Origin of the sequence: Nocardioides sp. S-1144, assembly GCF_005954645.2 — a bacterium.
Lineage (GTDB): Bacteria > Actinomycetota > Actinomycetes > Propionibacteriales > Nocardioidaceae > Nocardioides > Nocardioides dongxiaopingii.
In genome coordinates this window covers 1,806,672-1,830,870 of the sequence record NZ_CP040695.2, presented here as the reverse complement: position 1 = coordinate 1,830,870, position 24,199 = coordinate 1,806,672, and the positions used below count along the sequence as shown (strand labels likewise).

At 74.5% G+C, this 24,199-nt stretch carries 22 protein-coding genes; 12 read left to right on the top strand and 10 right to left on the bottom strand.

All coding sequences use genetic code 11. From position 1 onward, the window contains the following. Positions 1 to 32: 32 nt before the first annotated feature. Together FE634_RS08610 and FE634_RS08605 are read left to right on the top strand one after the other, a co-directional pair. Positions 33 to 2,234, top strand: a complete 2,202-nt coding sequence (locus FE634_RS08610) for a S9 family peptidase (protein ID WP_138875642.1) — start codon at positions 33 to 35, stop codon at positions 2,232 to 2,234. Between the two features lie 188 nt (positions 2,235 to 2,422). Next, complete coding sequence (locus FE634_RS08605) at positions 2,423 to 3,388, top strand: sigma-70 family RNA polymerase sigma factor (RefSeq protein ID WP_137292146.1); 966 nt, start codon at positions 2,423 to 2,425, stop codon at positions 3,386 to 3,388. A gap of 91 nt (positions 3,389 to 3,479) precedes the next feature. Here the strand turns inward: FE634_RS08605 and FE634_RS08600 are convergent, their stop codons facing one another. From FE634_RS08600 to FE634_RS08575, 6 genes are all read right to left on the bottom strand, one after another. Further along, a complete protein-coding gene (locus FE634_RS08600) occupies positions 3,480 to 4,700 on the bottom strand; it encodes an MFS transporter (protein ID WP_262347625.1) in 1,221 nt (406 codons plus the stop codon). After that, positions 4,697 to 5,293, bottom strand: coding sequence for a dephospho-CoA kinase (gene coaE, locus FE634_RS08595; RefSeq protein WP_137292147.1), 597 nt, complete (start codon positions 5,291 to 5,293; stop codon positions 4,697 to 4,699). Before coaE ends, FE634_RS08600 begins: the two co-directional genes overlap by 4 nt. Before the next feature lie 9 nt (positions 5,294 to 5,302). Continuing rightward, the gene (locus FE634_RS20985) at positions 5,303 to 5,593 is read right to left on the bottom strand and encodes a hypothetical protein (RefSeq protein WP_170981423.1); all 291 of its coding nucleotides are present in this window, start codon (positions 5,591 to 5,593) and stop codon (positions 5,303 to 5,305) included. Positions 5,594 to 5,628: 35 nt separating this feature from the next. Further along, positions 5,629 to 6,570, bottom strand: a complete 942-nt coding sequence (locus FE634_RS08585; protein WP_137292148.1) for a hypothetical protein — start codon at positions 6,568 to 6,570, stop codon at positions 5,629 to 5,631. Beyond that, on the bottom strand, positions 6,570 to 7,154 hold the full coding sequence (locus FE634_RS08580) for an RNA polymerase sigma factor (protein WP_137292149.1): 585 nt from the start codon (positions 7,152 to 7,154) through the stop codon (positions 6,570 to 6,572). The genes FE634_RS08585 and FE634_RS08580 overlap by 1 nt, the downstream gene beginning before the upstream one ends. Before the next feature lie 74 nt (positions 7,155 to 7,228). Then, the gene (locus tag FE634_RS08575; RefSeq protein ID WP_137292150.1) at positions 7,229 to 8,191 is read right to left on the bottom strand and encodes an NAD-dependent epimerase/dehydratase family protein; all 963 of its coding nucleotides are present in this window, start codon (positions 8,189 to 8,191) and stop codon (positions 7,229 to 7,231) included. Between the two features lie 145 nt (positions 8,192 to 8,336). Here FE634_RS08575 and FE634_RS08570 point away from each other — a divergent pair, with 145 nt between their 5' ends. From FE634_RS08570 to FE634_RS08535, 8 genes are all read left to right on the top strand, one after another. After that, a complete protein-coding gene (locus tag FE634_RS08570; RefSeq protein WP_138875640.1) occupies positions 8,337 to 9,035 on the top strand; it encodes a TetR/AcrR family transcriptional regulator in 699 nt (232 codons plus the stop codon). A 179-nt stretch (positions 9,036 to 9,214) separates the two neighbouring features. Continuing rightward, entirely contained in the window at positions 9,215 to 10,252 is a 1,038-nt protein-coding gene (locus FE634_RS08565; RefSeq protein ID WP_148240514.1) for a GNAT family N-acetyltransferase, read from the top strand. A 7-nt stretch (positions 10,253 to 10,259) separates the two neighbouring features. After that, the gene (locus FE634_RS08560) at positions 10,260 to 11,516 is read left to right on the top strand and encodes a hypothetical protein (protein WP_148240513.1); all 1,257 of its coding nucleotides are present in this window, start codon (positions 10,260 to 10,262) and stop codon (positions 11,514 to 11,516) included. Further along, a complete protein-coding gene (locus FE634_RS08555) occupies positions 11,513 to 12,550 on the top strand; it encodes a glycosyltransferase (RefSeq protein ID WP_222847693.1) in 1,038 nt (345 codons plus the stop codon). The genes FE634_RS08560 and FE634_RS08555 overlap by 4 nt, the downstream gene beginning before the upstream one ends. Then, a complete protein-coding gene (locus FE634_RS08550) occupies positions 12,547 to 13,812 on the top strand; it encodes an ATP-grasp domain-containing protein (protein ID WP_138875637.1) in 1,266 nt (421 codons plus the stop codon). Before FE634_RS08555 ends, FE634_RS08550 begins: the two co-directional genes overlap by 4 nt. Beyond that, positions 13,809 to 14,468: a hypothetical protein gene (locus FE634_RS08545; protein WP_137292156.1), complete on the top strand. Its 660-nt coding sequence runs from the start codon at positions 13,809 to 13,811 to the stop codon at positions 14,466 to 14,468. Before FE634_RS08550 ends, FE634_RS08545 begins: the two co-directional genes overlap by 4 nt. Continuing rightward, positions 14,465 to 15,478, top strand: a complete 1,014-nt coding sequence (locus FE634_RS08540) for a GNAT family N-acetyltransferase (protein ID WP_138875636.1) — start codon at positions 14,465 to 14,467, stop codon at positions 15,476 to 15,478. The genes FE634_RS08545 and FE634_RS08540 overlap by 4 nt, the downstream gene beginning before the upstream one ends. A 26-nt stretch (positions 15,479 to 15,504) precedes the next feature. Beyond that, positions 15,505 to 16,770 (top strand): class I adenylate-forming enzyme family protein, encoded by a 1,266-nt coding sequence (locus FE634_RS08535; protein WP_138875635.1) that lies wholly within the window; start codon positions 15,505 to 15,507, stop codon positions 16,768 to 16,770. A 463-nt stretch (positions 16,771 to 17,233) separates the two neighbouring features. Here the strand turns inward: FE634_RS08535 and FE634_RS08530 are convergent, their stop codons facing one another. Beyond that, entirely contained in the window at positions 17,234 to 18,178 is a 945-nt protein-coding gene (locus FE634_RS08530) for a GlxA family transcriptional regulator (protein WP_137292159.1), read from the bottom strand. A gap of 101 nt (positions 18,179 to 18,279) precedes the next feature. Here FE634_RS08530 and FE634_RS20980 point away from each other — a divergent pair, with 101 nt between their 5' ends. Continuing rightward, positions 18,280 to 18,444 carry a hypothetical protein gene (locus FE634_RS20980; RefSeq protein WP_170981424.1) on the top strand — a complete coding sequence of 55 codons (165 nt, stop codon included), beginning with the start codon at positions 18,280 to 18,282 and terminating at the stop codon, positions 18,442 to 18,444. Positions 18,445 to 18,563: 119 nt separating this feature from the next. Here FE634_RS20980 and rpsA read toward each other — a convergent pair whose 3' ends face one another. Further along, positions 18,564 to 20,033 (bottom strand): 30S ribosomal protein S1, encoded by a 1,470-nt coding sequence (gene rpsA, locus FE634_RS08525; RefSeq protein ID WP_137292160.1) that lies wholly within the window; start codon positions 20,031 to 20,033, stop codon positions 18,564 to 18,566. Positions 20,034 to 20,146: 113 nt separating this feature from the next. Further along, positions 20,147 to 21,043, bottom strand: coding sequence for a phosphotransferase family protein (locus tag FE634_RS08520; protein WP_138875634.1), 897 nt, complete (start codon positions 21,041 to 21,043; stop codon positions 20,147 to 20,149). A gap of 60 nt (positions 21,044 to 21,103) precedes the next feature. Here FE634_RS08520 and FE634_RS08515 point away from each other — a divergent pair, with 60 nt between their 5' ends. After that, positions 21,104 to 21,964, top strand: a complete 861-nt coding sequence (locus FE634_RS08515) for a class I SAM-dependent methyltransferase (protein WP_137292162.1) — start codon at positions 21,104 to 21,106, stop codon at positions 21,962 to 21,964. Between the two features lie 67 nt (positions 21,965 to 22,031). Here the strand turns inward: FE634_RS08515 and FE634_RS08510 are convergent, their stop codons facing one another. Further along, entirely contained in the window at positions 22,032 to 24,194 is a 2,163-nt protein-coding gene (locus tag FE634_RS08510) for a transglutaminase domain-containing protein (protein ID WP_138875633.1), read from the bottom strand. Positions 24,195 to 24,199: the final 5 nt, after the last annotated feature.

The following is a 24,199-nucleotide window of genomic DNA, read 5'->3' as shown; positions in this document are numbered from 1 at the left end:
CGCGACTCTGCCACTTGGCTACCGTTCCCGACATGCCCGACGCCCCGCCCGTGCCACCCGCCTCCGCCGCGGCCCCACCGGTGGCCCCGCGCCGCCCGGTCACCACCGAGCACCACGGCCACACCCGGGTCGACGACTACGACTGGCTGCGCGCCAAGGACTCGGCCGAGGTCGTCGCGCACCTGGAGGCCGAGAACGCCTTCACCGCCGACCGCACCGCCCACCTGGCCGACCTGCGCGACCGGCTCTTCGGCGAGATCAAGGCCCGCACCCGCGAGACCGACCTGTCGGTGCCGACCCGCGGCCGCGCGCACTGGTACTACGGCCGGTCCTTCGAGGGCCGCGAGTACGGCGCGTCGTGCCGCGTGCCGGTCACCGGCCCCGACGACTGGACCCCGCCGCAGCCCGCCGAGGACGCCGCGCCCGACCAGCCGGCCCTGCCCGGCGAGGAGGTGCTGCTCGACCTCGACGCCCTGGCCGAGGGCCACGAGTTCTTCTCGCTCGGCGGGTCGGCGATGAGCCCCGACAGCCGGCTGCTGGCCTACGCCACCGACGTCGTCGGCGACGAGCGCTACACGATCCGCGTCAAGGACGTCGGCACCGGCGACCTGCTCGACGACGTCATCGAGGGCGCGCTCGGCGGCGCCACCTGGGACCGCGCCGGCGAGCACCTCTACTACACGACCGTCGACGACGCCTGGCGCGCCGACAAGATCTGGCGGCACCGCCTCGGCACCGCCCAGGACGCCGACGAGCTGGTCTTCCACGAGACCGACGGCCGCTTCTGGGTCGGCTGCGGCCGCACCCGCAGCGACCGCTTCCTCGTGATCGCCAGCGGCTCGAAGACGACGTCGGAGTACCACGTGCTCGACGCCGACGCTCCCGAGCTCGGCTTCCGCTGCTTCTCGCCGCGGGTCGAGGGCGTGGAGTACTCCGTCGAGCACGCCGTGCTCGCGGGCGAGGACCGGTTCCTGGTGCTCCACAACGCGGCCGGGCCCGACTTCGAGCTCGCCGTGGCACCGCCCGAGCCGACACCCCGCGAGGGCTGGGTGCCGCTCGTCGCCCACGACCCCGCCGTCCGGCTCGAGGACGTCGACGCCTTCGCCGGGCACCTCGTCGTCCACCAGCGCAGCAACGGGCTCACCCAGCTGCGGATCCTCGAGCTCGGCGGGTCCGCGGACGGCCTCGGCGTGTCCGACGACTACCTCGTCGAGTTCGACCACGAGGTCTACACCGTCGGCTCCGGCGGCAACCCGCGCTTCGAGCAGCCCACCGTCCGCCTCGGCTACGTGACGATGGCGGTGCCCTCGTCGGTCTACGACTACGACGTGCGCACCCGCGAGCTGACGCTGCTCAAGCGCGCGCCCGTGCTCGGCGGCTACGACCCGGCCGACTACGAGGAGCACCGGCTCTGGGCCACCGCCGAGGACGGCGAGCCGGTGCCGATCTCGCTGGTCGTGCGCCGCGACGTCCGGGCCGCGGGCCGTCCGGTGCCGCTGCACCTGTACGCCTACGGCGCCTACGAGACCTCGATCGACCCGGCCTTCTCCATCGCCCGCCTCTCGCTGCTCGACCGCGGCGCGGCGTTCGCGATCGCGCACGTGCGCGGCGGCGGCGAGATGGGCCGCCGCTGGTACGACACCGGCAAGCTCGACCAGAAGCAGAACACCTTCGCCGACTTCGCCGCCTGCGCCCGGCACCTCGTCGCCGAGGGCTGGACGACGGCCGACCGGCTCGTCGGGGAGGGCGCGAGCGCCGGCGGCCTGCTCATCGGCGCGGTCGCCAACCAGGCCCCGGAGGCGTTCGCCGGCCTGGTGGCCGGGGTGCCCTTCGTCGACAACCTGACGACGATGCTGGACGCGACCCTGCCGCTGACGGTCACCGAGTACGACGAGTGGGGCAACCCGGAGGACGACCCGGACGCCTACGCGACGATCGCGGCGTACGCGCCCTACGACAACGTCAGCGCCCAGCGCTACCCGCGGATCCTCGCCGAGACGTCGTTCCAGGACACCCGGGTGCTCTACGTGGAGCCCGCGAAGTGGGTGGCCCGGCTGCGCGAGCGGGCGGTCGAGCCCGACGTGCTGCTCCGCGTGGAGATGGCCGCCGGCCACGGGGGCGTCAGCGGGCGCTACCAGGCCTGGAAGGACCGTGCCTTCACCCTGGCGTGGATCCTGGACACGATGGGCCTCGCCGAGGGCCTCGAGACCGCCCCGGGAACGCCCTCTATCTGAACGTTTCACCCGGCGCCCTGAGAAGTCCCTGAGACTTGCCGCGGATGGCAACTCTGCACCGATCCGGTACGTCCTTGATGACGAAGGCCTATCGAGCCTTCGGGGTGAGGTGGGAATCCACCTCCCCCCGCGAACGTTGGTCAAGACGTGGTCGCAAGGTCGGCCGCAGAATCGAAGGAGGGTCCCCCATGGCAGCTCGGACCGCAACCAAGACCGGCGGAGTCTCGCGCGAGATCGAAGGCCGCGACAGCGTCGGCCTCTACCTCGACGAGATCGCCCGCAACCCGCTGCTGGACGCCGCCATGGAGGTCGAGCTGTCCAAGACCATCGAGGCCGGCCTGATGGCCGAGGCCCTCCTGGCCGAGGGACGGGTCGGGCGTCGCAAGGGCGGCGCCCCCATGCGGGCCTCCCAGGAGGAGCTCGAGTGGCTCGCCGAGGAGGGCCGCAAGGCCGTCGACACGTTCATCACCGCCAACCTGCGGCTGGTCGTCTCGATCGCCCGCAAGTACGGGCGGGCACAGATGCCGATGCTCGACCTGATCCAGGAGGGCAACACCGGCCTGATCCGTGCGGTCGAGAAGTTCGACTACACCAAGGGCTACAAGTTCTCCACCTACGCCACCTGGTGGGTGCGGCAGGCGATCACCCGCGGCATCGCCCAGCAGGCCCGCGTCGTCCGGCTCCCCGTGCACGTCGTGGAGGAGCTGAACCAGGTCGGCGGCGCGCGCCGCACGCTCGAGCGCCAGCTCGGTCGTGACCCGGAGCCGGCCGAGATCGCCGTCGAGCTCGGCCTCACCGTCGAGCGGGTCCTCGACCTGATGGCGTGGGGCCGTGAGCACGTCAGCCTCGACACGCCCGTCGACGAGGACGGCGACACCTCGCTGGGTGACCTGATGGCCCAGGAGACCTCCCCGTCCCCCGACCTGACGGTGCTCGACGTCGAGTCCCGCGACCGGCTCAACACGCTGGTCGGCTCGCTGGACGAGCGGGCGGCCGACATCATCCGCTCCCGCTACGGCCTCACCGACGGCCGCCAGCACAAGCTGGCCGACATCGGCGCCAAGCACGGCATCTCCGCCGAGCGGGTCCGCCAGCTCGAGCGGGAGGCGCTGCAGAAGCTGCGCCGCCTGGGCGACCCCGACCTCGCCGCCTGACCCGCAGCACCCCGTACCACCCGTAGCACCCGCACCACCGTCGTCCGCCGGCCCGCCGTAGATCCCTGCGGCGGGCCGGCGTCATTCCCGGTCACGGCGCGCGCGCGGCGAGCTCGTCCTCCAGGTGGGCCGGGCGGGAGACCGCCAGGCCGCAGAGGACCAGCGGGACGACCAGCACGGTCAGCACGACCAGCGGCAGCGTCCAGCTTCCGCTGACGTCGTGCAGCACGCCGACGCCGAACGGGCCGACGGCGGAGAACAGGTAGCCGACCGACTGGGTGTAGGCCGACAGCGACGCCGTGCCCGCCTCCGTCCGGGCGCGCAGGCCGATCAGGGTGAGCACGAGCGGGAACGTGGAGGTGCCGGTGCCGACGAACAGCGCCCACACGACCGCACCGTCGCTCGGGGCGAGGATCAACCCGAGGTAGCCCACCGGGTAGCAGGCACCGAGGGCGAGCACGAGCGGTGCGACGTTGGTCATCCGGCCGGCGAGCGAGGGGATCAGGAACGACAGCGGGATGCTGGTGCCGGTGATGACGCCGAGCAGCAGGCCCGCCGACCCGCTCGAGAAGCCGGCCTCGCGGTAGACGTCGGCGAACCAGCCGAAGACCGCGTAGGCCTGGAGCGACTGCAGCGCGAACAGCGCCGCCATCAGCCGGCCGAGCCGGGTGCGACCCACGGCGAGCAGCGGGATGCGCTCGCCCGCCACGAGAGGTGGGCGGTGGCGGTCGCGGCTCAGCAGCGCCAGCCAGGGCAGCAGCGCGATGCCGGCCAGCACCGACCAGGCCGCCAGCCCGGTGCGCCAGCCGTCGGGCCCGCCGGCGGACTCGCTGATCGGGACGGTGAGGATCGAGGAGCCGGTGATGCCGACGGCGAGCGCGGTCGAGTAGACCGCGGTCAGGGTGCCGACCCGCTCCGGGAAGTGCTGCTTGACCAGCGACGGGAGGACGACGTTCGCGGTGGCCATCCCGGCCAGGGCCAGCAGCGAGAGCAGGAGGAAGACGACGACGTCGTCGACCAGGCTGCGGGCGAGGAGTCCGACGCCGACGCAGCCGAGGGCCAGCGCGGTCAGCCGGTGCGTGCCGAGCCGCTCGGCCATCCGCGGGGCCAGGGCGCCGAAGAGCGCGAAGGCGACCACGGGCAGGGCGGTCAGGATGCCGGCCTCGGTGCCCGACATCCCGAGGCCGCCGCGGACGTCGTCGAGCACCGGTCCGACGCTGACCGCCGCCGGCCGCAGGTTGAGGGCCAGGACGACGATGCCGACCAGGACGAGCACCCGCCCCCGCAGCGAGCCGCTCGACGGCCCGCTCAACGGGCGGTGAGCTCGGCGTGGACCGCCTCGACCCGCGCGCGGAGCTCGTCGAGGGTGCCGCTGTTGTCGATGACGTGGGTCGCGACGGCCAGGCGCTCCTCGCGGGTGGCCTGCGCGGCGATCCGCGACTCGGCGTCCGCGCGGGTCCAGCCGCGGTCGCGCAGCATCCGCTCGATCCGGAGCTCGTCGGGGACGTCGACCACCACCACGGCGTCGAAGCCGCCGTCCTCGCCCGCCCGGCCCGACTCGGCGAGCAGCGGGATGTCGTGCACCACGAGGTCGTCGGGACCGGCGGCGGCCTCCAGGGCGGCGTAGCGCTCGAAGACCAGCGGGTGCACGATCGACTCGAGCAGCCTCCGCTTGTCGGGGTCGCCGAAGACGAGTGCGCCCATCCGTGGCCGGTCGAGGTCGCCGTCGGCGGTGAGCAACTCGGGCCCGAAGGCCGCGACGACCTGCTCGAGGCCGGGGGTGCCGCGCTCGACCACCTCGCGGGCCAGCACGTCGGCGTCGATGATCACCGCCCCGAGCTCGGCCAGGATCGCCGAGACGGTGCTCTTGCCCGAACCGACGCCGCCGGTGAGTCCTACCCGCACCCTCGGAGGCTAGTCGCCGCCACCGCCGCCACCGCCACCGCCACCGTCGCCACCGCCACCGTCGCCGCCGCCTCCCCCGCCGTCCGAGCCGCCGCCGTCGGACCCGCCCCCGAACCAGCCGCCGCCCGAGTCACCACGGGTCTCGTGGGGGAAGGGACCGACGTCGCCGCCGCCGTCGGCGGCGCCGCTCGTGGGCCGGCGTCCGGGGCGACGGCCCGAGCCCGTCGCGACCGCCACCACGGTCAGCACCACGGCGACGGCCACGACGGCGGCCACGACGACAGCGATCAGGAGGGTCATGACCGGTGTCTACCCGACGACCCGCGGCTCACTCCTCAACAGCCGTGGTTGACCTGGGCGCAGGTGTCCTCGCCCCAGCGCAGCTCGTGCTCGGTGCTGGTGCCGGCGACCCGCACGTCGACGAGGATCGGCTCGAGCGTCGTCTGGTCGGTGCCCCGCGCGACCAGGACGCCGTCGGTGGCGACGTGCTCCATCCGCCACCAGGTGCGTCCCTCGGCGTCCGTGCCCGTGGTCGCCTCCTCGACGTGCCCGTCGGGGAAGGTGTAGCTGATCCCCCACCCCTCCGCGCGTGGCGGGACGATCCCGCCGGCGACGAGGACGAGGTCGAGGCCCCCGGTGCCGTCCTGGGGGTCGACCGCGTTGGTGCTGACGCGCCACGGCGTGGTGTCGTCCGGCGCGTGACGGCCGTCGAGCGGCTGGGCGCCGTGCAGGGTGACGGTGCCGCCGGCGGTGTCGCACAGGACGAACCGGTCACCCCCGACGAGGAACGACGTCGCGCCGAGCGTGCCCCCGAGCGTGAGCGCGGGAACGGCGCCGGGCAGGACGTCGTCCAGGTCGCGCCGGCAGGCCACCGCCGGGCCACCCGCGGGTCCTGCGCCGGACGGCGTCGGCTCGACCGCCGGGCCCTCGTGCGGGGTGACCCCGCCCTGCCCCGTCGGGTCGTCCGGCCGGTCGGACCCGTCGGACGGGTCGGGGACCGCGACGTCGTCGGCGGGCGTCGGGGTCGGCAGCACCTCGGGCGAGGAGGTGCCGCGGTCGGCGGGCGCGACGTCCTCGGCGCCCGGGGCCAGGGTGGCCCAGCCGGTCGCACCCGCGAGGACGACGACCGCGGCGGCCGCGGCCGCCGGCGCCGCCCACCGCCGTCCCGAGCCGGACGCCGCGGGCTCGGCGAGCCCGGCGAGGACGCGGCCGCGCAGGCGGGCCCGGGCGGCGTCGTCGAGGGGCTGGTCGGGCGGGGTGGTGAGGTCGTCGTCCATCAGGGGGTTCCTCCAGCGTCGGTCGGGGCGAGGGCGGTCAGGCGCCGGCGCGCCCGGGAGAGTCGGGAGCGGACGGTGCCGACCGGCACCTCGAGGGCGGCCGCGGCTGCCTCGTAGGACAGGCCGGACCAGACGACGAGGGCGAGCACGTCGCGCTCGTGCGGCGGCAGCGTCGCGACGGCGTCGAGCACGACCCGCATCCGCCGCTCGGTGTCGAGCCGCTCGCCGACCCGGTCGGCGTGGTCGGGCTGGTCGCCCGGCGCGGTCAGCCGGGCCACGGCGCGCAGGTGGCGACGGCGTCCGCGGGTCAGGTTGCGGCACACGTTGGTGGCCACGCCGTGCAGCCACGGGGCGAGCGAGCCGTCGTGGACCTGCACCCGGTGCCGGTGCCGCCAGACCTCGAGGAACGTCGTCGCGGTGGCGTCCTCGGCGTCGGCCCGGTCGGCGGTGAGCCGGAAGCAGTGCCGGTGGATGCGGTCGGCGTGCCGGTCGAACAGCTCGGCGACGGCCTCGGGGTCGCCGAGGCGCAGGCGCTCGGCGAGTGCGGCCTCCGACTGGGTCATGGTGTCCTCCGGTGGGCTCATGCTTCCTCATGTCCGCACCGGCGCCGCGGTTCCCGGCAACGCGCCGGCCTCCCACCGCCGCCACGCCACCCGCCTCAGGCGGGTCGGGACACCTCGGTGCCCGGTACGACGCCGCCCAGCGCGGTCTCGGCGGTCGCCCGGCAGACGTCGTCCCACGGGGTCGGTGCCAGCCCGAGCTCGCGCTGGGTGAGCGAGGAGTCGAGGACGTAGGGGCGCTCGAACTGGTGGACGGTCTCGCGCATCTCCCGCAGGAGCGGGACGACCAGCCCGCCGACGCCGAGCAGCGCGCGCGGCCAGGGCCGGACCCGCACCGGCTCGCGCCCCACGGCGCGGCAGACGTCGGCGACGGCCTCGGCCTGGGTGCGCGGCGGGTTGGTCGGGGCGTGCCAGACGCGGCCGTGGGTGTCCGGGCGGCCCGCGACGGCGACCAGGGTGCGGGCCATGTCGCGGACGTCGGTGAAGGAGTGCGCGACGTCGGCGCGGCCGAAGACCCGGACCGACCGTCCGGCGAGCGCCCGCGGCGCCACGGTCGGGAGGTGCGCCGTCGTCACGCCGGGCCCCGCGTAGTCGGAGCCGCGCACCTCGACCGCACGCAGCCGCCCGGCCTCGTGGGCCGCTCTCGCGTCGGCCCACATCGTGGCGCGCAGGGCGCCCTTGACCCCGGCGGCCCGGTCGGCCTGCCCCTCGGTCATCGGCGCGTCGGTCGGGCCGTAGGGGTAGAGGCAGGAGGCGGTCACCAGCACCGCACCGGTCCGCTCGGCCGCGACGAGGAAGGCCCTCGCCACCGGCGGCCACCAGGTCGACCACACGTCGTAGGACGGCGGGTTGACGCAGTTGTGGAGCGCGCCCGCCCCCTCCGCGAGGGTCGTCAGCGCCTCCGCGTCGGCCACGTCGAGCGCCACCCGGCGCACGCCCGGGACGTCGTCCCCGCGACCCGAACGGCTCACCAGGAGGACGTCCCCGTGCCCCTGCGCCACCAGCTCCCGCACGGTCGCCAGACCCACCGGCCCCGCTCCCACCACCACGTGCCTGCCCATCGTCACCATCTCCTCGTCGGTTCATCGCCGGTCAAAGTGAGAGCACCGCTCTCAGTTCCTCGAACCTGCCACGCTCGCCGCACGAATACAAGAGCACTGCTCACTTTTGTTGCCACTGCTCTCGTTCCGCGGCAGGATCAGGTCCGTGCCAGCCGCTCCCCGCACCGCCCGCGCCACCGCCCGCGCCGAGCTCACCCGGGCCATCCTCGACAGCGCCGCGACCCAGCTCGCCGACGTCGGCCCGGCCGCCCTCTCGGTGCGAGCGGTCGCCCGCGACCTCGAGATGGCGTCGTCCGCGGTCTACCGCTACTTCCCGAGCCGTGACGCCCTCCTGACCGCGCTCATCATCGAGGCCTACGACGACCTCGGCGCCGCCGTCGAGTCCGCCGAGCGGGCCGTGCGTCGCGGCGACCTCCGGGGCCGTTGGCGGGCCGTCGCGCACGGGGTCCGCGACTGGGCCGTGGGCCACCCGCACCGGTACGCCCTCACCCACGGCAGCCCGGTCCCCGGCTACGCCGCCCCCGTCGACACCGTCGTGCCGGCCACCCGCGTGACCCTCGCGCTGCTGACGGTGCTGCGCGACGCCCAGGCGGCCGGCCGGACGCCGGCCGCGGGACCGGCGCGGGTCCCGGCCGCCGAGAAGGCCGCGCTCGGCCCCGTGATGGCGTTCGTCGACCCCCCGCTCTCCCCGGCCTTCGCGGTCCGCGGCCTGACCGCCTGGGCCACCCTCTTCGGGCACGTGTCGCTGGAGCTCTTCGGCCACCTGCACCGCGGCGTCCTCGACTACGACACCCACTTCGCGACCGTCGTCGACCAGCTCGGGGCCGACCTCGGGCTCACCTGACGCCGGCCGGCCCGCACCGGCCCCGGAGGAGTTGCGGCGGAAGTCGCCCACCACGAAAGGATTGACGTTTGACCGTCCGTACGTAGGGTGTTCCAGGTCACACTCGTGGCGGTTCGATCGCGTTCGGTCTGTGCTCCGACCCTGCGCGCCACTCTCGGGGAGCTCACACAATGCTGCTGGTGCCTGGATCCACGCACGCCCTCACGACCCGCGTCACCCTCGCCGGCTCGGGCGAGGACCAGCCGGGGTGGGCCGAGCTCGTGCGCGACGAGGGCCTGGTCGCCCTCTGGGACCACGACCTGCTGCAGCTGAGTGCGCTGTCCCCGACCCCGTGGTGCCCGACCTTCACCGCCGCCGTCCGCCACGGCGACACGATCGTCGGCGCCTTCGTCGGCAGCTACCGCGGCGTGCGTCCGCACGCGGCGCCGTCCCGCCTCGAACCGGTGCTCGTCGACATGCGGATGCCCGGCCAGGGCCACGAGGCCTCCTGGGCCTTCCGCAGCGGGCTGACCCGCCCCCAGCGGGCCGACGTGGTGCGGGCCTTCGAGCGCGGGGTGGTGCGCGCCCTGGGCCGGACCCGGCTGGCCGGGATCGCCTACCGCAACGTCACCGACGACGACCTGCCCGACCTGCGCCGCCGCGGCGCCGTCGTCTCCCAGGCCCAGGGCCAGGGCACCGTGATGCCGCTGCCCGCGACCTTCGAGGAGTGGTTCGCCGGGCTCAGCAAGAAGCGTCGCAAGTCGCTGCGCAGGCTCGGGCCGATGATCGAGTCGCAGGTGCGGGTCGAGTTCGGCAACGCCCGCACCGACGTCGACCCGCAGGCCGTCGCCGACCTCCTCGTCGCCATGATCGAGCGGAACGCCCCACTCCGGGTCGACCCCCGCCCGCACATGCCGGCCGCCTACTTCGCCGCGCTGATGGCCCGCGACGACGTCCGCACGATCACCTACCACCAAGGCGAGCGGCTGGTGGCCGTCGGCACCCTGCTCGAGCACCCGCGGCACCCGTGGGGCTCCTACTGGGCGATGGTCCACCCCCGCGACGGCGGCGTCCCGCACCTGTACTTCGACCACTTCCTGCGCTACGCCCGCCACGCCATCGACTCCGGGGCCGAGACCCTGTCCTCGGGGCGCGGCTTCGTCGACGACAAGGTGAGCGTCGGCTTCGACGTCACGCCGCTCTCGTTCGTGGGTGTCCCCCGCCCGTTCCTGGGCTGAGGCTCGCATGAGCATCGCTGCCGCACCGACGACGTCGGTGCCCTACGCGCCGTCGTGGGTCTCGACCGGTGTCGTGCTCGCCGGGCGGGCCGGCTTCCGCGCGCTCTGGATGGTCGCCCCGCTCCTGCTCGCCACCACCTGGACCGCCGACGAGCTCGGGCGCACGGTCGCCGTCATCGGCGGCTTCGGCTGGCTGGCGATCCTGTTCGCCACCGCCGAGAAGACGCTGCTCAAGCAGGTGCCGCGGCTGCCGCGGCTGGCCGGCCAGGTCTCGCGCCGCACGGTGGCGACGGTCCTCGTCCCGCTCGGGTGCGCCCTGGGCGCGGCGACCCTCTCGACCCTCACCGGCGCCGGGCCGACCCTGCTGCTGTGGGGGCTGTGCTGGGGGCTGACCGGCGCCGCCTACCAGGTCGTCGCCGCGCTGCACCGGCTGGCGCACCGCCCCGGTGCCGACGCGCTGCTGTTCGCGTCCGGGGCCCTGGCGCTCCTGACGGCGACGGGGGTGACCGTCGCGCTCGACCTGCGCCCGGTCGCCTGGGTCGTCACCTGCCTGGTCCTCCTGCTCGCCGTCGCCGCCGCCGGGCTCGCCGCCGTGCCGCGGGAGACCTTCCGCGGGGTCGGCCGCCGGGCCGCCGTCGGACCGCTGCGTCGCTCGCTGCTCCTGCTCGGGCTGCCGGAGGTGCTCTCGATCGTCAGCGTCAGCGCCGGCTTCTGGGCCGTGGCCGCCCTCGCCCCCGAGCAGGAGGCGGTCCGCTACTACGTCGCCGTCACCGTCGCCAGCGTGTTCGGCGCGACCACCACCGTCGTCGTCCGCCTGCACCAGCCCGACGTCTCCCTGCGCCTGCGCGGCTCCGGCGCCGCCGCCGGGGAGGACGCCGCCCGGCGCATCCTCGCGCGGGCGACCACCGCCGGCGCCGGCACCGCGGCGCTCGCCGTCGGCGCCCACCTGCTCGGGGCGCCCTGGTGGGCGACGCTGGCGCTGCTGACCCTCGGCGAGGTGGTCGTCTTCACCCAGCGCACGGTCGCGGCCAACCTGGTCGAGAACTCCCGCAGCCGGTGGCTGCCCGGCAACGTCGGCGCCTCCGCCTGCGGCCTGCTCGCGGCGTCGGTGGTGCTGCTGGCGTGCACCGCGCGCGGTGGTGCGCTCGCCGCCATGGGCGCCCTGGTGGCCGCCCAGCTCTGCAACGCCACGGCGTTGCGACTCCTGCTTCGGCGCGCATCCGGGCGCCGTGTTCCACAGCCGATCTCGGGGAGATGGACATGAGGGAAGACGACCCCTGCGCGACGGGTCTCAGCGTGGTGATGCCCTGCTACAACGAGGCGGGCGGCCTCGACGACGTGCTCGACGAGCTCCTCGACGAGCTCGACCGCGAGCCCCGCCTCGACGTCGAGGTGGTCTGCGTCGACGACGGCAGCCGCGACGGCACGCTCGACGTGCTGCGGCGGCGCGCGGCGGCCGACCCCCGGGTGCAGTACCTCTCGTTCACCCGGAACTTCGGGGTGGAGGCGGCGTTCTCCGCCGGGTACCTCTACGCCAGCAAGCCCTGGCTGGTGCACGTCGACGCCGACGGCCAGTTCCCGCCGAGCGAGATCCGGCGGCTGATCGAGGCCTCCGACGGGATGGACGCCGTCTTCGGCGTCCGGGTGCAGCGCCACGACCCGCTGGTGCGGCGGATCGGCTCGACGGTCAACCAGCTCGTCGCCCGCGGCGTCCTGGGCATCGAGCTGCCGCGACACGCGACCTGCTTCCGGCTGGTCCGCACCGAGCTCGCGCGCGCCGTGGTCGACCTGCGCCTGGGCAGCCCGTACTTCCTGGCCACCCTGCCGAAGCTCACCGACCGCCACACCACGGTCCCGATCGCCCACCGCGCGCGCACCGACGGGCCGGCCCGGGTCCGGTTCCTCCACCTCGCCGGGCACGCGCTCGACCTGTGGTTCGCCTTCTCCCGCCGCCCCGCGCAGTTCGCGATCCTCACCGCGATCTGGGCCGCGGTGGTGTCGGTCGCGCTCGGCGTGCTGCACATGACCCGTGCGCTGCCGGCCCCGGTGATGGAGGGCGGCATCGTGGTGCTGGTCGGGATCGCGCTGTTCGTGATCGCCGTCGAGGTCCGCTGCCTGGGGGTGCTGGCGGCCGGGCAGCCACGACCACGGATGTTCTACGTGCGCGAGGCGTCGGTGCCGGTGCTGCCGGCCGACACCTTCGGCTCCGTGGCGACCGGGCGTCCGGTCGGTCCGCTCGGCGCGGTCGGCGCGGTCGGGCCGGTCGGGCCCGTCGCTCCGGTCGAGGTGGCGTCGTGAAGCGGCGCCGCAGCCGCGGCAGCGTCGTCGTCCTCGGAGCCGCGATCGGGGTCTTCGAGACCTACCGGGCCGCCCAGCGGATGGGGCTGCGCACCATCGCCGTCGACGTGCGGCCCGACGCCCCGGCCCTCGGCCTGGCCGACGAGCGGCTGATCATCAGCACCCGCGACGTGGACGCCGTCCACGAGGCGCTCCTGGGCCGCGACGACCTGCGGGGCGTCGTCGCCCCCGCCTCGGACGTCGCCCTCGACGCCCAGCGCCGGCTCTCGCGGCGGCTGGGTCTCCCCTGCGGCCTGTCGGCGGCGACGGTGCGGGCCTCGCACGACAAGACCTACCTGCGCCAGGTCTGCGACGACCTCGGCCTGCCGACGTGCCGGTGGGCCACCGGCGTCCCCGGCCCCCCGCTGCTCCGCGAGACCGAGCGACTCGGCCTGCCCGTCGTGGTCAAGCCCGCCGACGCGCAGAGCAGCCGCGGCGTGTCCCGCTGCCGCGAGGGCGACGACCTGACGGCCGCGATCGCCGAGGCCGCGGCGTTCTCCTACTCCGGGCGGGTCATCGTCGAGGAGGAGATGCTCGGCCAGCACCTCAGCGCCGAGTGCATCGTCGAGGACTCGCGGGCCGCCTTCCTCGGCCTGAGCGCCCGGACCATCACGCGGGCACCCCGGGCCATCACCACCGAGCACGCGATGTCCGGGGAGCTGCCCGGCCACGTCGTCGACCAGGTCCACGACCTCGTCGACGCCCTCTGCCGGGCGCTCGACTACCGGCGCGGACCGATGATGCTCGACCTCGTGCTCGGCGCCGACGACACCGTCCGGATCGTCGAGATCGGCGCCCGGGTGGGCGGCGACCCGCTCGGCGAGCTGGTCCGGCTCACCCACGGCGTCCACACGGTCGAGAACGCGGTGCGCGCGGCCGTGGGCCTGCCCTTCGACCTCGGCCGGCGCCGCCGTCCGAGCGCGGCGGTCGGGCGGATCATCCTGCCCGACGCCGTCGGCACCGTCGCCGGCGTCCGTGGCGCCGGGCCGGCCGCGATGCTGCCCGGCGTCGAGCGGGTCCGGATCGGGGCCCAGCAGGGCGACCGCGTCGAGGGCGGCGCCTGCCTGGCCGACCAGCTCGGCTACGTGCTCACCACCGCACCCACCGTGTGCGAGGCCCGCCAGCGGGCCCTCGACGCGGTCGGGGGGCTCACGTTCGACATCACCACTGACGCCGGCGACGGCGCCGGCGAAGACATGACCAAGGAGCTGATGGCGGGATGAAGCAGGGAATCGCAACCCTCGGGTTCGGTGCGGCGGCAGCCGTCACGGCCTGGGCGGTGCACCACTGGGTGGCCAACGACGTCGAGACGCTGGTGTCGCTGCTGTTCGCGCTGGTGCCGTTCGTGCTGGCCACGGAGGCCGTCGCCCGGGTCCCTCGGGCCTGGGCCGGCGCGCGCTGGATGGCGCCGTTGATGGTCTCCGCGGTCTTCCTCGCCGTGATGGGCGGCTTCGCCCCGCTCATGTTCGGGGCGTTCGTCGACGAGGACTTCGACCGCTTCTACAGCATCATGCGGATGCTGGTGCCGTTCGTGATCCTGGGGCTGGTCTTCGCGCTGCGGCTCGGCGGCGCCACCGGTGCGACCGTGCGCCGCGCGTCGTACGCCGCGCTGCTGGTCATGCTGTCGGGCATCGAGGACCTGATGTTCCAGGTCTGGCGCGGCAACGACATCCCCGACCGGTGGGAGTGGGCCGAGCACATCACCGTCCGCCTCGGCGGCCACGTCGCCAGCCAGAACGAGGCGTTCGCCTTCATCGCCGCGCACTTCGTCCTCGCCGCCGTCGTGATCTTCGCGCCGATCCCGGGCCGCCGGTCCAGGCCCGGCGCCGGCACCGACGACGCCGCGGACGACCGGGCCCCCACCGCGGTGCCCTCGTGAGCGACTCCGACGCCGGCCCGGACGACGTCCCGTACGACGTCCGCGTCGTCGACCTGGCCGGGTTGCGCGGCGACGCCGTCCTGGCGGCCCACCTGGCGACGTCCCGCGGGCCGCTGTGGCGGGTCGAGGCGCTGTCGGCGATGGAGGAGGAGACCCGCAACCGGGTCTGGCTCGCCGTCGCGACCCGGTCCGGACCCGCCGGTGACGCCCTGGTCGCCGGGATCCTCCTCGAGCGGGTCCTCCTCGCCGGCGGCATCGGCCACGTGCACCACCCGCACTCCGGCTCGGAGCCGTCGTACTGGAGCGAGCCCGGCCACCGCGGCGCCCTCCCGCTGCTGGTCGGCGCCCTCCGGCGTCGGCTCGGCCCGCGGATGCCGGCGTTGCTGTGGCGCCAGGTCGGTGACGACGACGTGGCGTCGGGGCTCCCCGGACGCCGGCTCGTGCAGCAGACGACGCTGCCGCTCGGCGTCGTCGACCTCGACCGGGCCGACGCCGAGGCCTGGCTGCAGTCGCTGGGCCGCTCCCGGCGCCAGGACCTGCGCCGGCTCCGACGTCGGCTCGCCGAGGACGTCGACCTCGACGTCACCCAGGGCCCGCTCGCCGAGGTGGCCAAGGGCGAGGAGGTCGCGCCGCTGCTCGACGCCAACTTCAGCAAGCACAACCCGCGCCGCCACCCGCTGATGAACCGCCCGGCCCCCGCCGCGTGGCTCGACGTCGCGATGGCCGACCACGACCTCCAGGCCGTCGCCTACCGCGACCGCGGCGTGCTGTCGGCCGTGGGGCTGATGTCCACGCACCGCGGCGTGTCGCGGTGGCTGTCGTGGGGCGCCGACTACGAGGGGGCCGCCGACCGGCGCGGGCTCTACTACGACTGCACCCGCCGGATCGTCGAGCTGTCCTACGCCGCGGCCAGCACGACGCTGGTGCTGGGCAAGGGCAAGGGCGAGCTCAAGTCGTCCTTCGGGGCCCGGCTCGAGGGGCAGCGCGCCGTGGTGCGCACCCCGATCTGACGGCCGTGGCCGTCTAGGGTCGGGACGTGGAGCTGGACGAGGGATCCCGGGTCGCGCTGCTCGTGCCGGGCTCGCGCGCCTACGTCGACGCCGTGCTGACGCTGCTGGCCCGCGGCGTCGTCCCGATCCCCCTCGACCCGCGGCTCACCGAGACCGAGCGGTGCCGCATCCTGACGCCGCTCGCCCCCGAGGTGGTCGTGACCACCGTCGACGAGCTCGCGGCGGTCACGGCCGGCGGCGTCCCCGGTCGGGGGCACGGGCTCCCGCGGGCCCGGCCGATGCACTGCACCAGCGGCACCACCGGCGTCCCCAAGGGCGTGTGGTCCGGCCTGCTCGACGACGCGGACGCCGCCGCCCTGGTCGCCGAGGAGCGCGACCTGTGGGGCTTCGCCGCCGACGACGTCAACCTGGTGCTCAGCCCGCTCTACCACTCGGCGCCGCTGCGGTTCGCGATGGGCACCATCCTTGCCGGCGGCCGGCTGAGCGTCCCCGGTCCCTTCGACCCGGCCGCGGTGACCGCCGCCATCGAGCGCGACCGGCCGACCACGATGTTCTGCGTGCCGACCCACCTGCAGCGGCTGTTCGCGCACTGGGACGTCGTCGGGGTGCCCGACCTGACGTCGTTCCGGCTGGTCGCGCACGCCGGCGCGCCGTGCCCGACCGAGGTGAAGCGCCGCCTCGTCGCCCTGTTCCCGGCCGGCTCGACGTGGGAGTTCTACGGCTCCACCGAGGGCCAGTTCACCGCCTGCCGCAGCGAGGAGTGGCTGGAGCGACCCGGCACCGTCGGTCGCGCCCGCCCTGGCCGCACCCTCAGCCTCGACGAGGACGGCACCATCTGGTGCGCGGTGCCGGCGTACGCGCGGTTCTCCTACTTCGGCGACGACGCCCGGACCGCCGCGGCCTGGCGCACCGACGGTGGGGTGGCGCGCTTCAGCGTGGGTGACCTCGGGCGGCTCGACGACGACGGCTACCTCTACCTCGACGGGCGCCGCGAGGACCTCGTCATCACCGGCGGCGTCAACGTCTACCCGCTGGAGGTCGAGCTCGTCCTCGGCGAGCACCCCGGCGTCGACGACGTCGCGGTGTACGGCGTCGACGACCCCGACTGGGGCGCGCGGGTCTGCGCGGCCGTCGTCGGCACGGCGTCCGAGGCCGAGCTCGCCGCCTACGCCCGCGAGCGCCTCGCCCCACCCAAGCGACCCAAGACCTGGACCTTCCTCGACACCCTCCCGCGCACCCTCACCGGCAAGGTCCGCCTCCAGGACCTCCGCCGAACCACCACCGGAGGTTGAGCAAGCGAGCCCCAGCGAGCGCCGACGAAACCGGAGCCGACCACCACCGGAGGTTGAGCAAGCGAGCGCCAGCGAGCGCCGACGAAACCTCCCGGCCTCGTGCTCCCGCCCCTCGCTCGCGTCCCCGAGGCCACCTACGACGTCTCGACACGCGGGTCACGGCTTCGTTCCTCAGCCGCGCCGCTTGCTCGACGACCACCGACCTGACTGGCCCTCGCAAGCTCGGGCGCCTGGCTGCCCGAGATCACTTGCGACGTCTCGACACGCGGGTCGCGGCTTCGTTCCTCAGCCGCGCCGCTTGCTCGACGACCACCGACCTGACTGGCCCTCGCAAGCTCGGGCGCCTGGCTGCCCGAGATCACTTACGACGTCTCGACACGCGGGTCGCGGCTTCGTTCCTCAGCCGCGCCGCTCGCTCGACGACCACCGACCTGACTGGCCCTCGCAAGCTCGGGCAGTCAGGTCAACACGCGAACTGGCGGCGGTAGACCTGCGGGCTGACGCCGCGGACCCGGGTGAAGTGGTGGCGCAGGGTGGCGGCGTTGCCGAAGCCCACCTCGGCGGCGATGTGGTCGACGGAGTTGTCGGTGCGCTCGAGCATCTCCTCGGCGAGCTGGAGCCGCTGGGCGGTCACCCAGGCGTGCGGCGTCGTCCCGGTCTCGTCGCGGAAGCGTCGCGCGAAGGTGCGCGGCGACATGTGGGCCTTGCGCGCCAGCGTGTCGACGTCGAGCGGCTCGGCGAGGTTCTCCAGGGCCCAGGTGAGCACCGCGCCGAGGGTCTCGGCCTGGCAGTCGACGACCTGCCGGGAGATGAACTGCGCCTGGCCGCCGTCGCGGTGCGGCGGGACGACGATGCGCCGGGCGGTGGTGGCGGCCACGCGCGCCCCGAAGGTCTGGCGCAGCAGGTGCAGGGAGGCGTCGATCCCGGCGGCGCTGCCGGCGCCGGTGAGCACGTTGCCCGACTGCACGTACAGGACGTCGGGCCGCACGATCGCGTCCGGGTACATCCGCGCGAGCCGGTCGGTGTAGCGCCAGTGCGTCGTGCACTCGCGGCCCTCGAGCAGCCCGGCCGCGGCGAGCTCGAAGACCCCGCTGCAGTGGGCGTAGACGATGGCGCCGCGGTCGTGGGCGGCGCGGGCGACCTCGAGGACCGCGGGGTCGTGGTCGAGGAAGTCGTACTTGGGTGAGAGGCAGACCAGGTCGGCGTCGGCCGCGGCCTCCAGCCCGACGTCGACCAGCAGGTCGTAGCCGGCGCGCCCGGTGACCCGTCCCGGTCGCGGGGTGCACACCTGGAAGTCGAAGACCGGGTTGTCGTCGTCGGCGTGGTACGGCTCGCCCCACACCTCGACGAGGGAGCCGAGCCCGAAGGGCTCCGCCCCGTCCTGCACGATGACCGCGACCTTCTGCACCCGACGACCCTAGCGCCGACCTGGCAGGAAATCGACCCACCCGGCGATCTCTGCCAGTTGCGAGCCTGGCGCGGCCCGCGGATCGGGCGCATCATGGCGTCATGTGGTTCCTGTGGCTGATTGCGGCTCTCTCCGTCCTCGGGATGGTCGAGACCCTGCGTGTGCTGATCCACGACGGCGCGCCCGTGCGCCCGCCCCGCTCCCGCGCCGTCGACGCGCGCTTCCTGCCGCCCTCCGACCAGGCCCCGCTCGACCGCGCGGCCTGATCCATGCCCGCCCGAGCCGGAACGGGCCGACCAGGTCCGGTCCGGGAACGCCGAAGGCCCGGCCCCCGCGAGGGGACCGGGCCTTCGTGCGTGCTAGGGGTGGGGACCCGACCGTGAGGTCAGGCCTGGCCGCCCGTGAGCTTCTCGCGGAGCGCCTGCAGCGCCTCGTCCGAGGCGAGCGAGCCGCCGTCGCCCTCGGTGTCGACGTCGTCGCCACCGGAGGAGTACGAGGTGGCCTCGCCGGCCTCGGCGTCGGCCGTCTTGGCGTCGGCCTGCTGCTTGACGTGGGCCTCCCAGCGAGCGTGCGCCTTGGCGTACTGCTCCTCCCAGACGGCGCGCTGGTCGTCGAAGCCCTCGAGCCACTCGCCGGTCTCGGAGTCGAAGCCCTCCGGGTAGACGTAGTTGCCCTGCTCGTCGTAGGTCGCCGCCATGCCGTAGAGCGTGGGGTCGAACTCGTCGACGTCGGTCGCGGTCGCGGTCTCGTTGGCCTGCTTCAGCGACAGCGAGATCCGGCGACGCTCGAGGTCGATGTCGATGATCTTGACCATGACGTCGTCGTTGACCTGGACGACCTGCTCGGGGATCTCCACGTGGCGCTCGGCCAGCTCGGAGATGTGCACCAGGCCCTCGATGCCCTCCTCGACGCGGACGAACGAACCGAACGGCACCAGCTTGGTGACCTTGCCCGGCACGATCTGACCGATCTGGTGGGTCCGGGCGAAGTGCTGCCACGGGTCCTCCTGGGTCGCCTTCAGCGACAGCGAGACGCGCTCGCGGTCCATGTCGACGTCGAGCACCTCGACGGTGACCTCGTCACCGACGGTGACCACCTCGGAGGGGTGGTCGATGTGCTTCCAGGACAGCTCGGAGACGTGGACCAGACCGTCGACGCCGCCGAGGTCGACGAACGCACCGAAGTTGACGATCGAGGACACGACACCCTTGCGGATCTGGCCCTTCTGCAGCTGGGTGAGGAAGCCGTGGCGGACCTCGGACTGGGTCTGCTCGAGCCAGGCACGGCGCGACAGGACCACGTTGTTGCGGTTCTTGTCGAGCTCGATGATCTTGGCCTCGAGGACCTGGCCGACGTAGGGCTGCAGGTCGCGGACGCGACGCATCTCCACGAGGGAGGCCGGCAGGAAGCCGCGCAGGCCGATGTCGAGGATGAGGCCGCCCTTGACGACCTCGATGACGGTGCCCTCGACGACGCCGTCCTCCTCCTTGACCTGCTCGATGGTGCCCCAGGCGCGCTCGTACTGGGCGCGCTTCTTGGACAGGATCAGCCGGCCTTCCTTGTCCTCCTTCTGGAGGACGAGGGCCTCGACCTTGTCGCCGACGGAGACGACCTCGGACGGGTCGACGTCGTGCTTGATCGAGAGCTCGCGGGACGGGATGACGCCCTCGGTCTTGTAACCGATGTCGAGGAGCACCTCGTCACGGTCGACCTTGACGATGGTGCCCTCAACGATGTCGCCATCGTTGAAGTACTTGATCGTCAGGTCGATGGCGGCAAGGAAGTCCTCTTCGGACCCGATGTCGTTGATCGCCACCTGGGGCGCGTCGTAATCCGGGAGAAAGGCAATGGTCATAAGTGGATGGGATCCTAGGGTGGACAGAAGTCGTGTGGGCACGCCGGGAATCCGAGATTCTCGAGGTCCGCTCCGTATGGGACGACGACAGAGACCTGGCGCAAGGGCCAAGTCTACGCGGGCGCTTCCGGCAGAGTCCAACCCAGGTCGCGCGAGGCGGCGATGCCCCGGAGCAGGTCGTGGGCACGCTGCGCCGCCGGGTCCTGCCGACGGCGCCCGGCGAGGTCGGTGAGTGCCCACAGGTCGGCGGCCCGGGCCAGCGCGAGCGCCTCGTCGGGTGGCACCCCGTGGCGGTCCTCGAACGCGGACAGCGCGACCTCCACGTAGGCGGGGCCACGGTCGAGGCGCAGCACGCTGCCGAGGTCGGCGAACGGGTGCCCGGCGTGCGCGTGCTCCCAGCCGACCACCGCGGTGATCCACCTGGTCACGGGGTCGACGACCACGTTCCTGGGCTCGAGCCCGCCGTGCACCAGGCAGCTCCGGTCGACGGTGTCGAGGAGGGCCTGCGCGGTCCCGGCGACCTCGTCGAGGCCGGCGAGCTCCTCCGACGACCAGTGCGCCAGGTCGGGCCGGCGCGCCTCGACGTGCGCCGGGAGCCCGTCGGCGCCGCCGTCGAGCGGCTCGATCCGCAGACCGGCGCCGGTCAGGGCGCCGCGGGTCAGCGTCGGCATCCCGGCGAGCGTCGCGGCGACCTCGGCCAGGGCCCAGGCGAAGCCGCCACTCAGGTCGTCGGGGAGGGAGGCCAGGTGCAGGTCGCCCCTGACCCCCGGCACGAACGACGTGACCAGCAGCGCCGGCAGGTCCCCGCGCGGCGGCCGCACCTCGAGGACGTCGGGGACCGGCACCAGTCCGCGCACCAGTCGCAGCAGCGCGGCGTCCACCTCGGCCCGGGCGGGGTCGCGCGCGTAGACGCGGACCACCTGTCGCTCGCCGCCGACCTCGGCCACGAACGTCTCCCCCGAGCGGTCGCCCTCGAGCGGTCTCAGGGAGGCGAAGTCGTCGTCGAGCACCGGGTCACGGTACCGGCGCCGTGTTCGGGAGCGGGCCGCCCGGCTCGCTACGGTTCTGCCATGCCCGGCGCCGATCCCCACGCCCCCGACTCGCGGCACCACCCCGACCTGCCCGACTCGGTGCGCTCGGTCCGCCGTCCGGTCACCGAGGAGCAGTCACGACGCGCCAACGGCCCCGACTGGGACCGCTACGCCGACGAGTACCAGGCCACCCACGGCGCCTTCCTGGGCGACGTCGGCTTCGTGTGGGGACCCGAGGGGCTCACCGAGGCCGAGGCCGGGGTGCTCGGCGACCCCGCCGGACTGGCCGGTCGCGACGTCCTCGAGGTCGGCTCCGGCGCCGGCCAGTGCTCGCGGTGGGTGCGGGCCCGCGGCGGCCGGGCCGTCGGGCTCGACCTGTCGCACCGCCAGCTCCAGCACTCGCGGCGCATCGACGACGAGACGGGCGTCCGCGTCCCGTCGGTGCTCGGCACCGCCACCCACCTGCCGTTCGCCGACGCGTCGTTCGACGTCGTCTTCTCCTCCTTCGGCGCCCTGCAGTTCGTGCGCGAGATCGACGCCGCCGTCGCCGAGACCGCCCGGGTGCTCCGGCCGGGCGGCCGGTTCGCCTTCTCCATCACCCACCCGACGCGGTGGATGTTCCCCGACGACCCGTCCGCGGCCGGGCTGACCGCGAGCCAGTCGTACTGGGACCGCACCCCGTACGTCGAGGTCGACGACGCCACCGGGGAGGTCACCTACGTCGAGCACCACCGCACCCTGGGCGACTGGGTCTCCCTGCTCGCCGGCGCGGGCTTCGTCCTCACCACGCTGCTCGAGCCGGAGTGGCCCGCCGGTCACGACCGGGTGTGGGGCGGCTGGTCCGGCGTCCGCGGGGCGATCACGCCGGGCACCGCGATCCTGGGCGCCGATCTGCGCTGACCCTCACGTCGCGCAGGGGCCGACCTCTTTGTCCCGCAGGCAGGCGTGGAGGGAGCCCCTGATCGGCTCAGCGCAGGGTACGGGGGTCGAGCAGCGCGAGCACCCGGCGCCACCGCGGGACCGCGGCGTCCATCTCCCGGAGCTCGGCGCGCACCAGCTCCCAGAAGGCGTCGGCGTCACCCGGGTCGAGGTCGCCGGCTCCGTAGATGCGCCGGTCGGCCTCGAGCGCGAGCGGCAGCGTCCCCTCCAGGACGGCGGCCTGGCCCGGTCGCGCCGCCGACACCGGGACGTCGACGCCGAGGTCGCGGGCGTGGTCGACGAGCTCGTCCCAGGCACCGGCGTAGCGGGCGCTGACCCGCCGCGACCGGAGGCGTCGTCGACGGCGGACCCACTTGGCCGCCGGCACCGCCACCACCAGGAGCAGGAGCACCGACGGCAGCAGCAGCCACCACGCGGCGCCGCGGTCGCGGTCGGCGTCGGGGCCGTCCTCGCGGTCGGCGGGCTGCTCCGGCCGGGCGTCGGGGAGCTGCGGCTCGACGTCGCTCGGCGGCTGGTAGTCGCGGTCGACCGGCCCGCCGGCGGTGAGCCGGTCAGGGGGCTTGCGGCTCATGAAGACCTCGGCCGGGATGGTGCGCCAGGTCCCGTCCTCGGCGCGGATCTCGACCCACGCCGTCACGTCGGAGCCGCGGACCGCGCCGTCGCGCGGGACGACCGCGCCGACGACGACGCGGGCCGGGATCCGCATCCGGGTGGCGAGCAGGGCCATCGCGGCCGCGTACTGCTCCTCGTCGCCGACGGTGGGCACCGTCAGCAGGAACTCGTCGGTCAGCCGGCGGAGGTCGTGCCCGCTCTCGAACCGCTGCTCCCACGGCTCCACGCCGTGGCTGTAGCGACCGACCTTGCGGATGCCCTCGGCGACCTTGGAGAGCGCGTCCATCGGCGTGTAGGCGCCGATCGACCAGTAGGACACGACCTCGTCGAGGACCTGGAGACGGTCGCGGAGCTCCTCGTCGTAGGCGGCCGACCCCTCCACCCGGCGGTCGGCGAGCCGGTCGGTGTCGATGGCGGTGAAGGCGTAGCGCACGTCGGCGTCGAGGCCCCCCGGCAGCAGCGCCGACTGGGTCGCCGGGTTGTAGAGCAGGTCCGAGCCGAGGTCGGCGTCGGAGCCCTGGAACCCGAGGGACTGCACCGCCCCGACCGTCGGCACCCAGGGGCGGTCCCAGTACCGGGTGGCGCGGACGGTGACCTCGCGCACCTCGCCCGCCGCCGGGTTCTCGACGGTCTCGGAGACGTGGAGGAACCGGTCGTCGTCACGCACGGGGTCGGTGTCGTTGTCGGCCGTCCAGCTCTGCCCGTCGTACCGGTCGAGGGCCACGAACCGCAGCCGGTGGCCGGCGGGCAGGCCGTCGACCTGGAGCAGCTTGCGGTCCGACAGGACGAGGTCGCGCAACGAGTCGAGCGGCGTGACGATGCCCGAGACCGCGAAGGGGCGCACCCCGTCGCGCAGCACGTAGCGGTCCTCGACCGGGTCGCCGCCGACCAGGCGCAACGAGGCCGCCCCGCACAGGGCGACCACGACCAGGGCGACGACGGTGCGCCGCCGCCGAGCCGGGTCCCGGCCGATCTCCTCGGCCTCGAGCCGGGCCGCGCGCACCTGCAGCCACACGACGGCCACCGCGCCGGCCCCGACGCCGACGCCGAGCACCGACGCCGCCTGGTGCTGCCCGACCAGGAGCACCGCGCCCAGCGCCAGCGCCACCGGGACCAGCGGCACCGCCGGGCGCCGCGACCCGAGCGCGAGGGTCGCCGCGAAGCCCCCGCTCACCAGCCCGGTGAGGATCGGCGGCAGCAGGGTCGGACCTGCGGCCGTCACCGGCGGGTGCGTCGTGAGCAGCTGGTGCCACACCTCCCACGAGCCGCGGATGCCGTCGGTCACGGTGTCCCAGCCCTCCACGGCCAGGCTGCCGCGGGCCAGCGGGCCCGCCACGACCAGGTAGCCCGCGAAGAGCCCGAGCGTCACGACCTCGCCGCCGCCCCCGGCGTCGCGCACCGCGACGGCGACCATCACGGCGAGGAACGAGGCCGACAGGCCGGCGATCCACCACCCCGAGCCTGCGTAGGTCGGCTGCCAGGCCAGCAGCACGACGCCGCTCGCGAGCAGGGCCAGCACCGCGTCGGCCAGGACGCCGTCGGTGCGGGTGGGGGTGCTCGCCGGCCGTGCCCCGCTCACCGGCC